At 38.7% G+C, this 12,936-nt stretch carries 11 protein-coding genes, 1 rRNA gene and 1 other annotated feature; all 12 genes read left to right on the top strand.

From position 1 onward, the window contains the following. Nucleotides 1–108: ribosomal RNA gene (rrf, locus tag BMW36_RS17795) — 5S ribosomal RNA — on the top strand; the annotation flags it as partial. A gap of 104 nt (nt 109–212) precedes the next feature. Next, nucleotides 213–1,382 (top strand): GNAT family N-acetyltransferase, encoded by a 1,170-nt coding sequence (locus BMW36_RS17800; RefSeq protein WP_089743639.1) that lies wholly within the window; start codon nt 213–215, stop codon nt 1,380–1,382. 256 nt (nt 1,383–1,638) lie between these two features. Next, complete coding sequence (locus BMW36_RS17805) at nt 1,639–2,280, top strand: MgtC/SapB family protein (protein WP_089743787.1); 642 nt, start codon at nt 1,639–1,641, stop codon at nt 2,278–2,280. Between the two features lie 119 nt (nt 2,281–2,399). Next, on the top strand, nt 2,400–2,864 hold the full coding sequence (locus BMW36_RS17810) for a CtsR family transcriptional regulator (protein WP_089743641.1): 465 nt from the start codon (nt 2,400–2,402) through the stop codon (nt 2,862–2,864). A gap of 12 nt (nt 2,865–2,876) precedes the next feature. Beyond that, a complete protein-coding gene (gene mcsA, locus BMW36_RS17815; protein WP_089743643.1) occupies nt 2,877–3,419 on the top strand; it encodes a protein-arginine kinase activator protein McsA in 543 nt (180 codons plus the stop codon). Next, nucleotides 3,420–4,496: a protein-arginine kinase McsB gene (gene mcsB, locus BMW36_RS17820; RefSeq protein ID WP_089743645.1), complete on the top strand. Its 1,077-nt coding sequence runs from the start codon at nt 3,420–3,422 to the stop codon at nt 4,494–4,496. It abuts the gene before it with no gap. Further along, nucleotides 4,497–6,926 carry an ATP-dependent protease ATP-binding subunit ClpC gene (clpC, locus tag BMW36_RS17825; RefSeq protein ID WP_089743647.1) on the top strand — a complete coding sequence of 810 codons (2,430 nt, stop codon included), beginning with the start codon at nt 4,497–4,499 and terminating at the stop codon, nt 6,924–6,926. A 259-nt stretch (nt 6,927–7,185) separates the two neighbouring features. Next, nucleotides 7,186–8,556: a DNA repair protein RadA gene (gene radA / locus BMW36_RS17830; protein ID WP_089743648.1), complete on the top strand. Its 1,371-nt coding sequence runs from the start codon at nt 7,186–7,188 to the stop codon at nt 8,554–8,556. Nucleotides 8,557–8,609: 53 nt separating this feature from the next. After that, nucleotides 8,610–9,713 (top strand): PIN/TRAM domain-containing protein, encoded by a 1,104-nt coding sequence (locus BMW36_RS17835; RefSeq protein WP_089743650.1) that lies wholly within the window; start codon nt 8,610–8,612, stop codon nt 9,711–9,713. A gap of 125 nt (nt 9,714–9,838) precedes the next feature. Then, complete coding sequence (gene ispD / locus BMW36_RS17840; RefSeq protein WP_089743789.1) at nt 9,839–10,537, top strand: 2-C-methyl-D-erythritol 4-phosphate cytidylyltransferase; 699 nt, start codon at nt 9,839–9,841, stop codon at nt 10,535–10,537. After that, a complete protein-coding gene (gene ispF / locus BMW36_RS17845; RefSeq protein ID WP_089743651.1) occupies nt 10,538–11,020 on the top strand; it encodes a 2-C-methyl-D-erythritol 2,4-cyclodiphosphate synthase in 483 nt (160 codons plus the stop codon). It begins immediately after the preceding gene. Between the two features lie 102 nt (nt 11,021–11,122). Continuing rightward, nucleotides 11,123–12,589 (top strand): glutamate--tRNA ligase, encoded by a 1,467-nt coding sequence (gene gltX, locus BMW36_RS17850; protein ID WP_089743654.1) that lies wholly within the window; start codon nt 11,123–11,125, stop codon nt 12,587–12,589. A 41-nt stretch (nt 12,590–12,630) separates the two neighbouring features. Further along, nucleotides 12,631–12,847 (top strand) — a binding site (T-box leader). Nucleotides 12,848–12,936 lie beyond the last annotated feature (89 nt).

Here is a 12,936-nt window from a genome sequence, read left to right on the forward strand (position 1 = left end):
CGATAGCGGAGAGGTCACACCTGTTCCCATGCCGAACACAGTAGTTAAGCTCTCCAGCGCCCATGGTAGTTGGGGCTTTGCCCCTGCGAGAGTAGGACGTTGCCAGGCAAAAAAAGTCTTTCAGTATTATACTGAAAGACTTTTTTTATTTTTCTCTCTAAAATACTGGTATAATGAGTTAATAACGTATAATTTCAATGAGGTGAAGATTTATGGAAAAACCAATTAAGTTATTAACTGAAAAAGATTACAAAGATATTTTTGAGCTTTCGCAATTTGCCTTTCAATACAAATTAAGTCAGGAACAATTGGCAGAAAAAGAAGCAGAAGCAAAACGACATAAAATTTGGGGATGGATAGAAAACAACCGTTTAGCAGCAAAAGTGCACATGATCCCTCTTGAAGTACATATTAACGATCAGGTTATGAAAATGGGGGGGATAGCTTCTGTTTCCTCATGGCCAGAATATAGAAGAGGAGGCTTTGTGAAAAAGTTATTAAAACATACTCTTATGGATATGCGTTTAGAAGGGTATACCATCTCATACCTTCACCCTTTCTCAGTTCCTTTTTACCGCAAATATGGTTATGAGTTAGCTTTTAATTATCGTGAATATAATATAGCTGTGAAGCATTTTCAGAAAGATTGGGATCCCATCGGAAAAGTTAAGAGAATACATACAGACCATAATCTGCTTGATAACATATACACAGATTATATTAATAAATTTAATGGTGCAATTATGAGAGATGATGACTGGTGGAAACAAAGAGTTATTAAAAAGGAAACAGTGATGGCAGCAGGTTATGGAGAGAATGGCAGTCCTGACAGTTATATACTGTATCATGTAAAAGAACGAGTATTATATGTAGAAGAGATTGCTTACCGTACATTAAATGGCCTAAAGTTATTACTTGAATTTATTCGTAATCATGATTCGATGGTAGAAAAGGTAAATATAAAAGTGCCTGATGAGGATTTCCTGCCATATTTATTTGATGAGCCTCGTTTTGAACAGGAAGTAAAGCAATATTTTATGGCACGGATTGTTAATGTAGCGGAATTCCTGAATAATTACCAGTTTAGAAAAACTGACTCATCTGAATCTATTACTCTAATTGTGGAGGATGATTTTATCCCTGAAAATAAAGGTGAATATTCTATACAATTAAACGGCCGCTCAAGTGCCGTAAATAATGGAAAAACAAATAAGGAGAATGTTATTACCTGTTCTGTTCAACAGCTCACTCAGATGCTGTTAAGCTTTAAAAGGCCATTAGAGCTCGAACAATTGGCCTTAATTAAAGGCAGTCATAAAGCAATTGAACATTTTGACGCAATGATTCCAACTAAACAAACTTACTTTCCTGATTTCTTCTAGTCACTCTTATTAAAGAGTGACTTTTTTATCACTGTTAAACATTTTTATTATCCCACTCAGCATATGTATCCCTTTATCACTGAAACCTCTTTAAAAACTAAGAGCTTTTTCAAAAATGTTAAAAAAAATATTGTTTTACTATAAAAGAGAAATATCTTTCTCCTATTTAGGGTATAAATGATTATAGATTTGGAGGTGTAGTCATTTGTTGGAGGAAATCTTTGATCTGGAATTTATTGAAGCAATCACAAAATTAATGATTGCCTTAACACTATCAGGTTTAATCGGACTTGAAAGGGAAATGAATCGTCACTCAGCAGGATTTCGTACACATATATTAGTAGGAATTAGTTCATGCCTGATGATGCTTTTATCAATAAACGGGTTTGAACATTTTATTGAGACTTATGATAATGTTCAATTCGACCCTGCGAGAATCCCATCATATGTTATTTCCGGGATCGGATTTTTAGGTGCCGGTACTATAATTGTAAATGGCCGCACAGTCCGGGGCCTGACAACTGCTGCTTCGATATGGGCGGTAGCAGGGCTGGGGCTGATCATTGGTATCGGAATGTATAAAGAAGCAATTGTTACCACAATTATTATTTTAATCAGCTTAGTATTACTGAATAAACTGGAAAAGATCATTCATCGAAAGAACCATCAAATCGTTTTTGAAATTAAGCTGGCGGAGGATAAGAACAGCGCTGATTTTCTTGAGCAAATTCAATCATTTCCAATCGAAATTAAGGAATTGGATATTACTAAAGACAATAATGGATACCGAAAGATAAAAATGTTTGTTGATGTATCACACAAGAAAAAAGGATTAAGCCTGCATGAATGGTTACTGGAACAGAAAGACATTGAGAAAATAAAAATGAGGTTCCATTAATGTTTTAAATGGATAATCTAGGTAATAATAATAAGAGACAATATAGTTGCAACAATCGAAACATCCGATATAATAAAAGTATAGTCAAATATAGTCAAAGTCAGATTGGGGGAGGGAAAATGCGAAACATTTCAGATATTATTGAGGAATATTTGAAACAGGTGATGCAAAGTAATCAGGCAAAAATTATTGAAATAAAACGCAGTGAGATTGCTGACCGTTTTGAATGTGTACCTTCTCAAATAAACTATGTTATTAATACAAGATTTACATTGGAAAAAGGTTATCTGGTTGAAAGTAAACGAGGCGGCGGGGGATATATTCGTATCAGCAAAGTTATAAATAAGGATAAGGCAAAATTAATTGACGATATTATTGCAATGATCCAGCCAAAAATTTCACAGCAGAAATCTGTCAACATACTAGAACGATTATTAGAAGAGGAAATAATAACAAAGAGAGAATTAAAGTTGATGGTAGCAGCACTGGATAGAGATACTTTGTCTTTTCAGTTACCTTTAAGGGATGAAATACGGGCAAGAATTATGTCAGCAATGTTACATGCCTTAAAGTATCAATTTTAGGAGGTGTGTTCCATGGAATGCCAGGAATGTAAGCAGAATCCGGCAACCCTTCATTTCGCACAAGTAATAAATGGCGAAAAACGAGAAATACATGTTTGTCATCAATGTGCCAAGGAAAAAGGATATGTAGCCCATGATGATGAGTCCTATTCTTTGCATAATTTATTGTCAGGGTTGTTCAATTTTGACACAGAGAAATTACACCATTCCACTCCAAACAAAACAGCAGAACGGCAGATGGAGTGTAAGAAATGCGGAATGACATATCAGGAATTTGCACAAGTCGGGAAGTTTGGATGTGCATCCTGTTACCAGACATTCTCCGCACATCTAAATCCGATTTTCAGAAGAGTTCATAGCGGCAATACGACTCATGACGGTAAAGTGCCAAAGCGTGTTGGAAAAGACATTTCTGCACGCAGAAAAGTAAAGGAATTGAAATGGAAATTACAACAGCTAATTGCAGAAGAGGAATTTGAAGAGGCTGCTAAAATCAGGGATCAGATTAAAGAAATGGAGAAATCTCTCAACCAAAGTGGAGAGGGGGATGTTTAGATGGGATTAGAACAGTTTATTAATGAAGCGATTAGCCCGTGGTTAAAAGATGACGGGCCGGACAGTGACATTGTAATGAGCAGTAGAATAAGACTTGCACGAAACTTCGAACAATCTCCTTTTCCGCTTATTGCAAATCAGGAACATTTAGACGGAATCCTTTACTTTCTAGAGAAAGAATTCAATCATCAGTCGTTTGCAAACTATGAACAGTTAGAATTTGTTAGAATGTCAGACTTAAAACCAATAGAGAAGCAAGTATTAGTTGAAAAACATTTAATTAGCCCGCATTTAGCAGATAAATCAACATATGGAGCTGCACTTATTTCTAAAAATGAACAGGTTTCGATAATGATAAATGAGGAAGACCATATTAGAATGCAATTATACTTTCCAGGATTTCAATTAGACAGGGCTTTAGAGGAAGCTTTTCAGATTGATGACTGGTTAGAGGAGAAGATTGATTATGCATTTGATGAAGAAAGAGGCTATTTAACCAGTTGTCCAACCAATGTTGGAACAGGTCTCAGAGCTTCCGTAATGATGCATTTACCGGCTCTGGCAATGACCAGAAAGTTAAATCGGATGATACCGGCAATTAACCAGCTGGGCCTCGTGGTGCGCGGGATCTATGGTGAAGGCAGTGAAGCGTTGGGTAATATTTTTCAAATATCGAACCAGGTAACACTTGGAAGATCGGAACTGGATATTATCGAAGATTTAACAAGTGTTGTAGAGAAATTAATTGAACAGGAACGCCATGCACGTACTATATTGTGTCAACAATCAGAGTTAGAGCTGGAAGACCGGATCTTTCGTTCATATGGTATATTGGAACACAGCAGAATTATAGAATCAAAAGAAACAGCTAAATGCCTGTCAGATGTACGACTTGGTATTGATCTTGGATATATCACTCATATATCAAAGTCGATCTTAAACGAATTAATGGTACTGACACAGCCGGCATTCCTACAGCAATATGCGAGGAGAATGCTTACACCTCATGAAAGAGATGTGTTCAGGGCTTCGCTGATAAGGGAACGTTTTACGCTAGAGCAAAGGGAGGAATATTAAATGATGTTTGGCCGATTTACAGAAAGAGCACAAAAAGTACTAGCATTATCTCAGGAAGAAGCAGTTCGATTAGGACATAACAATATTGGAACAGAGCATATTTTATTAGGCCTTGTTAATGAGGGTGAAGGTATTGCAGCGAAAGCCTTACATGCAATTGGTCTAGGTGCAGATAAAATTCGCGAAGAGGTTGAATCATTGATTGGGAAAGGTAACCAGGTATCCCAGACGATTCATTATACTCCCAGAGCAAAAAAAGTGATCGAATTATCAATGGACGAAGCCAGAAAACTTGGTCACTCCTATGTGGGAACAGAGCATATTTTATTAGGCTTGATACGTGAAGGCGAAGGAGTTGCTGCAAGAGTATTGAACAACCTTGGAGTAAGCCTGAATAAAGCTCGCCAGCAAGTCCTGCAATTATTAGGAAGTACAGAGAATAACAGCAGTAATGGAAGAAATAATAATCAGAACAATAGTGCTGCAACCCCTACATTAGATTCCCTGGCAAGAGACTTAACTGCTATTGCCAAGGAGGGGAATATTGACCCTGTAATTGGACGCAGCAAAGAAATTGAGCGTGTTATTCAAGTATTGAGCCGCAGAACGAAAAATAATCCTGTGTTAATTGGGGAGCCAGGTGTTGGTAAAACAGCCGTTGCTGAAGGATTAGCACAGCAGATTGTCCAAAATGAAGTTCCTGAGATTCTGCGCGATAAACGTGTAATGACATTAGATATGGGTACAGTTGTTGCTGGAACGAAATATCGCGGTGAGTTTGAAGACAGACTAAAAAAAGTAATGGAAGAAATCCGTCAGGCAAACAATGTGATCTTGTTTATTGATGAATTGCATACATTAATTGGTGCCGGTGGAGCAGAAGGTGCAATTGATGCTTCCAATATTTTAAAACCATCACTTGCACGTGGTGAATTGCAATGTATTGGTGCGACCACTCTAGATGAATACCGCAAATACATTGAAAAAGATGCAGCACTTGAGCGAAGATTTCAGCCAATCCAGGTCGATGAGCCAACAGTAGATGAATCCATTCAAATTTTAAAAGGATTAAGAGACAGATATGAGGCACATCACCGCGTAACAATTACCGATGAAGCAATAGAGGCAGCAGCCAAGCTTTCAGATCGTTATATAACGGACCGGTTCCTGCCTGATAAAGCAATTGATTTAATTGATGAGGCTGCTTCCAAAGTCCGTTTGCGCTCATATACTACACCACCTAACTTAAAAGAGTTAGAGCAAAACTTAGAAGAAGTGAGGAAAGAAAAGGATGCAGCTGTTCAAAGTCAGGAATTTGAAAAAGCGGCAGCTCTCAGAGATAATGAGCAGCAGTTAAGAAAAGAACTGGAAGAGACTGAATCCAAGTGGAAAGAGAAACAAGGACAGGAAAATTCGGAAGTCGTTGTTGAAGATATTGCTAGTGTTGTTTCTATATGGACAGGAATTCCGGTATCTGCTTTAACAAAAGATGAAAGTGCCAGACTTCTTCATATGGAAGAAATTTTACACAATCGACTAATTGGGCAAGAAGAAGCAGTAAAAGCAGTATCGAAAGCCATTCGCCGTGCAAGAGCTGGGCTAAAAGATCCTAAACGTCCAATTGGTTCATTTATCTTCCTTGGACCAACAGGGGTAGGAAAGACTGAGCTTGCAAGAGCATTGGCAGAATCTATGTTTGGCGAAGAAGATGCGATGATCCGGATTGATATGTCTGAATACATGGAGAAACACTCCACTTCCAGATTAGTAGGTTCGCCCCCTGGTTATGTCGGCTATGAAGAAGGCGGCCAGTTAACAGAAAAGGTAAGAAGAAAGCCATATTCAGTAGTTCTCCTAGATGAAGTAGAAAAAGCTCATCCGGAAGTATTTAATATTTTACTTCAAGTGTTGGAGGATGGACGTTTAACTGATTCCAAAGGCCGTACAGTAGATTTCAGAAATACGGTGCTTATTATGACATCCAATGTTGGTGCAAGTGAGCTGAAACGTAATAAATATGTTGGATTTAGTTTGGGAGATGAGGAACAGGATTATAAGGATATGCGTTCAAAAGTAACTGCAGAGCTTAAGAAAGCTTTCCGCCCTGAATTCCTTAACCGGATCGATGAAACAATTGTATTCCATTCACTTGAGAAGAAACATATGAAATATATTGTGGAATTAATGGTAAAAGAATTACAGGCACGTTTAATTGATCAGGAAATTGATTTCATTCTTTCTGACAAGGCCATAGAAAAGATTGCCAATGAAGGATTTGATCCAGAGTACGGAGCCCGTCCGCTTCGCCGCTCTATCCAGAAGAATGTAGAGGATCTGCTGTCAGAGGAATTGCTGAAAGGCACAATCGAAAAAGGTCAAAGAGTAAAGATAGACTTAGATGAAAAAGGGAATTTTGCGATAGTTCCTTAATATATACGCAGAATCAAATCGGAAGGGATTTTTACCTTCCGATTTTCTTAACTTTTCATTTAGGGAGACATTTGGACAGTAGGGTATTACAGAAGTTTATGATTATGGTAAAATTGCCATAAATAACATAAAAAGGAATGGATATATGTGAGAATAAGATTTGTTTTTTACAGTTTTTACATAAATCTTTAACCAAATTGATAGATCTTTGTAACTTATAAGGCTTCTAAATCGTATATAATAAAAGGGAGGAATAGTTTTGGCGAAAAAAAAATCTAAATTTGTCTGTCAGTCATGTGGATATGTAACACCTAAGTGGATGGGCAGGTGCCCTGGTTGTCATGAATGGAATACATTAGTAGAAGAAGTAGTTAAACCTGCGACATCCAGAGGGAATTGGGCTTCCGCACCATCAGCGGTACACAAACCGGAAAAAATTAATCAGATTAAGTCTCAGGATGAGCCTAGATTAAAAACAAAAATGGGAGAATTAAACCGAGTACTTGGCGGAGGGATTGTAGCAGGATCGTTGGTTTTAATTGGTGGAGATCCGGGTATTGGTAAATCTACTTTGCTTTTACAGGTATCCAGTCAGTTAGCCTCAAGTGGATTAGATGTCCTTTATATCTCCGGAGAAGAGTCTCCTCGTCAGACAAAACTTAGAGCAGACCGGCTTGGTGTAGCAGCAGACCAGTTGTATGTATTGTCAGAGACCAATCTTGCGGATATTTCCAATCAGATTGATACGTTAAAGCCTAGCTTTGTAGTAATTGATTCCATACAAACCGTCTATAAAGATGAAGTAACTAGTGCACCAGGGAGTGTCTCACAAGTACGGGAATGTACGAGTGAGCTTATGCGCATAGCTAAGCAGAACAATATTCCCATTTTCATTGTCGGGCATGTAACGAAGGAAGGCTCCATTGCAGGCCCAAGGTTATTAGAACATATGGTAGATGCTGTTTTATATTTCGAAGGGGAAAGACACCACACATTCCGTATTTTAAGAGGGGTTAAAAACCGCTTTGGAAGTACAAATGAGATGGGAATCTTTGAAATGAAAGAAGAAGGGCTAACAGAAGTCCTAAACCCATCTGAAATTTTTCTTGAAGAGCGGTCACAAGGCGTTGCAGGATCTACAATTGTAGCATCAATGGAAGGGACCAGGCCGGTACTTGTGGAAATCCAGGCATTAATTTCACCAACCAGTTTTGGAAACCCCAGACGAATGGCAACAGGTATAGACCATAACCGTGTACCTCTATTAATGGCAGTTTTAGAGAAACGTGTTGGATTAATGCTGCAGAATCAGGATGCTTATGTGAAGGTTGCTGGCGGTGTGAAATTAGACGAGCCTGCAATTGATCTGGCAGTTGCTATTAGTATTGCTTCAAGCTTCAGGGACCAGACACCAAATCCTGATGATGTATTAATCGGTGAAGTAGGATTAACAGGTGAAGTGCGCAGAGTATCGCGTATTGACCAGCGGGTTCAAGAAGCAGCTAAACTGGGGTTTAAAAGAGCAATTATTCCGGCGAAAAATATAGATGGCTGGAATCCGCCAAAATCGATTGAAGTAATTGGAGTTCAATCTGTCCAGGATGCCATTCGCGCAACTTTAGGTCAATAATAAGGTTTAAAATGGAGAAAATAGGAGAGAATATTTTATAGGAGGTGAATGTGGTGCTAAAAAGATTTGTGCAAATATTTTTTATTATTGCAGGTGGTACCGCGGGATATTTATATATTCCAGATTTACTGGGGTTATTAGGGTTTTTAGAAGAGACATGGCTGGTGTCTCCATATGTTGCCCCATATGCAGGTTTAGTGCTTGGAGCTATTATATTTTTTATTCTATCGTTGTGGTGTACAGAACTTATTGTGAGCTTTTTCAACTGGTTTGAGGAAAAGCTTTTAAAAGCACCGGTTGCTGATTTGCTTTTTGGCAGTTTAGGAATTATTATCGGTTTAATTATTGCCTATTTTCTTAATGAGCCAATCCAGGCTATTGGTATTAAGATAGTTTCCCAGGTAGTTCCTATTTTCTTAAGTATATTGTTTGCTTACTTCGGTTTCCAGGTAGGTTTTAAGCGGAGAGATGAATTTCTGAATCTATTAACATTAACGAGAAAAGACAAAAAGAAAGCAGCTGCCAGCGATGAGTTAACAATGGATATACCAAAGCCGAAAATCTTAGATACGAGTGTAATTATTGATGGGCGAATAGCAGATATCTGTCAGACGAGCTTTCTGGAAGGGACTATTATTATTCCCCAGTTCGTTTTGGAAGAATTGCAGCATATCGCTGACTCTTCCGATGCATTAAAACGGAACCGCGGCCGGAGAGGTCTGGACATATTAAACCGAATCCAGAAAGAATTGCCAATCAATGTGGAAATTTACGAAGGTGACTTTGAAGAGATTCAGGAAGTGGATAGCAAGCTGGTTAAACTGGCTAAGGTGATGAATGGTATAGTTGTAACAAATGACTTTAATCTGAATAAAGTTTGTGAGTTCCAGAAGGTCCCTGTTTTGAATATTAACGATTTGGCAAATGCGGTTAAGCCAATTGTGCTGCCGGGCGAGGAGCTGCTCGTTCAAGTGATCAAAGACGGTAAAGAACAGAATCAGGGTGTTGCATACTTAGATGATGGAACAATGATCGTTGTGGAAGAAGGCAAAAATTATATAGGTAAAACAATTGATGTAATAATTACCAGTGTTTTGCAGACGTCTGCCGGAAGAATGATTTTTGCAAAACCGAAATTGCTTGAAAAAGCGTTATAAAAAAGGTATAACATATAAAGGATAGATGAAAAGTGATAACATAGTGTTATCACTTTTCTTTGCAATGATTGACTGTACAGGTCGGTCTCCTGATGAAAATAGAAGATATATGAGGTGCCGGAATGATAGAATATCATGTCATTGTTTTAGCAGCAGGCCAAGGTAAGCGGATGAAGGCAGGGAAGAATAAGCAATTTATCCATTTACAAGGTCAGCCTTTAATTGTACATACTTTAGAGAACTTTGTTAAGGATGACTGGTGTAAAGCAATTTATATCGTTATTAGCGAGAGTGACCAGGCGGAGATGAGAGCATTGTTGAAAAACTATTCCTGGTCTGAGCAGATACACTTTGTCTCTGGCGGAAAGGAACGGCAGGATAGCGGCTATCAGGGTATAAAGGCTATACAGCCTGACAGACCTGATGACATTGTGATGATTCATGATGGCGCGCGTCCTTTTGTTGGTAAGGAACATTTGCATCAATTGGCTGTCATAGCGAAAGAAGCAAAAGCAGCTTTATTAGCTGTACAGGTTACAGATACGATAAAACAGAAGAAAGCAGAGGGGATTGAAACACTGGACCGTTCTGTATTATGGGCAGCTCAGACACCTCAGGCATTTCACTACAATGTAATAAAAAAAGCGCACGAGATGGCAAATGAGCAGCAATTTCTTGGAACAGACGATGCTTCTCTAATAGAAGAATATATGCCGGAAGTTCAAGTTGAAATTGTGGAAGGCAGTTATCAAAATGTTAAATTAACTACTCCGGAGGACATTTTGCGGGCGGAGATGATTTTAAACAAGAGAGGAGAAGCTTAAATGTTTCGAATAGGTCAAGGCTTTGATGTTCATCAATTTGCTGAAAACCGCCCTTGTATAATTGGCGGGATAGAGATACCTTATGAAAAAGGATTGCTTGGGCATTCAGATGCAGATGTTTTGTTACATACGATTGCAGATGCCTGTCTTGGTGCAATTGGAGAAGGGGATATTGGAAAACACTTTCCTGATACAGATCCGGAATACAAGGATGCTGATTCACAAAAATTGCTGCAGCATGTCTGGAATCTGGTTTCAGAAAAAGGATATCTCCTTGGGAATCTTGATTGTACAGTTATTGCCCAAAAACCGAAAATGGCACCATATATAGAAGAAATTCGTACCAATATAGCACGGCTTCTTCAGGCTGAGCCTGAACAAATCAATGTAAAAGCAACCACCACAGAAAACCTTGGCTTTACTGGAAGAGAAGAGGGAATGGCTGCACAAGCGGTAGTGTTACTGATAAGAAATGAAAGTTAAAATAGATATTTATCATCTTTTAGAGAAAATAATGATAGAATAATGGAAGAATAAAGCGATTGTTCGTTTTTTAACTAACCAACATTGGAAGGAGATTTTATTATGTCAGATAAAGTAAGAGTTCGTTATGCACCAAGTCCGACGGGACATCTGCATATTGGTAATGCAAGAACGGCATTATTTAATTATTTATATGCGAAACATTTAGGAGGTTCCTTTATTATCCGTACAGAAGATACGGATGAGAAAAGAAATGTAGAAGGCGGCGAAGAAAGTCAGCTAATGTATTTGAAGTGGCTTGGTATTAAATGGGACGAGGGTGCTGATATCGGTGGAGATTACGGTCCTTACCGCCAGACAGAAAGGTTAGATATTTATCAGAAATATGTTGACCAGTTATTAGAGCGCGGACTTGCCTATAAATGTTACATGACGGAAGACGAATTGGAGCAGGAACGTGAAGAACAGCGCGCTAATGGACAAGTACCCAAATACTCTGGAGCACATCGTGATCTAACGGAAGAACAAATAAAACAATTTGAAGCAGAAGGCAGAAAACCGAGTATCAGATTCCGGGTTCCGGAAAATAAAACATATACTTTCCAGGATATTGTTAGAGGGAAAATCACTTTTGAATCTAGTGACTTTGGCGATTGGGTAATGGTGAAGAAGAATGGAATCCCAACATATAACTTTGCTGTTGCGATTGATGATCACTCCATGGAGATCAGCCATGTTTTACGCGGGGAAGAGCACATTTCCAATACTCCGAAACAGATGATGATTTTTGATGCATTCGATTGGGATGCTCCCCAGTATGGCCATATGACGCTAATCCTGAATGAAAACCGCAAGAAGTTAAGTAAACGTGATGAGCATATCCTCCAGTTTATCGAGCAATACAAGAATCTTGGCTACATACCGGAGGCGTTATTTAATTTCATCTCATTATTAGGTTGGTCACCTGTTGGGGAAGAAGAAATCTTTACACAGGAACAGTTCATTGAGATGTTTGATCCTGACCGTTTATCCACATCACCGGCTATTTTTGATCCGGCAAAATTAAAATGGATGAACAACCAGTATATTAAACAGGCACCTCTTGATGATGTGGTTGCATTAAGTTTGCCGCACCTGGTAGAGGCAGGCAGATTACCGGAAGATATGGATGAAAAGCAGAAATCGTGGGCTGTTGATCTTATCAGTTTGTATCATGAACAGCTGTCTTATGGCGCAGAGATTGTGGAGTTAACAGACCTGTTCTTTAAAGAAGCTATTGAATATGGAGACGATGCAATGACTGTTCTGAAGGAAGAACAAGTGCCGGAAGTTATGGAAACATTCCTTGCGAAGTTTGATGAGATTGAGGAGCTTTCCCCTGAAGAAATTAAAGCAAGCATTAAGGCAACACAAAAAGAAACGAAACAAAAAGGGAAAAAGCTGTTTATGCCAATACGGGTAGCGACAACAGGACAGGTACACGGGCCAGAACTTCCTAATGCCATCTTCTTATTAGGAAAAGATGTAGTGAAGACACGATTAAATCATGTACTTGAATTGATTAAATAAGTGACAATTTTTCAATAAATATATATAATAAATACAAATAATAGTGAGCATTGATGAGGAGAGTAAACAATCAGTCCTTCTGCAGAGAAAACCATCATTGGCTGCGAGTGGTTGGGGGAGTGATTGTTGAAGTGCACCTCAAGAGCTTCTTTTTGAACAATAGTAGGAAAGAACGGGTCACTGCCGTTATCAGTGCGAAGTAGAGGGAGTTTTTAATCCCTAAACAGAGTGGGACCGCGCCCAAAGAGCGTCTCTGTGTTGTGATGACACAGAGACGCTCTTTTTTCGTACAGGATGTAACAGGGCTTAACACAGAAGATACAGGATGACGGGAGAGCAGGTAACTT

This window comes from Gracilibacillus ureilyticus (genome assembly GCF_900111195.1).
Classification (GTDB): domain Bacteria; phylum Bacillota; class Bacilli; order Bacillales; family Amphibacillaceae; genus Gracilibacillus; species Gracilibacillus ureilyticus.

What these genes read in the sequence shown, in the direction of transcription:
- BMW36_RS17810 (WP_089743641.1), top strand. Translation starts at nt 2,400, where the DNA reads ATGCGAAACATTTCAGATATTATTGAGGAATATTTGAAACAGGTGATG.
- gltX (WP_089743654.1), top strand. Translation starts at nt 11,123, where the DNA reads ATGTCAGATAAAGTAAGAGTTCGTTATGCACCAAGTCCGACGGGACAT.
- mcsB (WP_089743645.1), top strand. Translation starts at nt 3,420, where the DNA reads ATGGGATTAGAACAGTTTATTAATGAAGCGATTAGCCCGTGGTTAAAA.
- BMW36_RS17805 (WP_089743787.1), top strand. Translation starts at nt 1,639, where the DNA reads ATGATTGCCTTAACACTATCAGGTTTAATCGGACTTGAAAGGGAAATG.
- clpC (WP_089743647.1), top strand. Translation starts at nt 4,497, where the DNA reads ATGATGTTTGGCCGATTTACAGAAAGAGCACAAAAAGTACTAGCATTA.
- mcsA (WP_089743643.1), top strand. Translation starts at nt 2,877, where the DNA reads ATGGAATGCCAGGAATGTAAGCAGAATCCGGCAACCCTTCATTTCGCA.
- BMW36_RS17800 (WP_089743639.1), top strand. Translation starts at nt 213, where the DNA reads ATGGAAAAACCAATTAAGTTATTAACTGAAAAAGATTACAAAGATATT.
- ispF (WP_089743651.1), top strand. Translation starts at nt 10,538, where the DNA reads ATGTTTCGAATAGGTCAAGGCTTTGATGTTCATCAATTTGCTGAAAAC.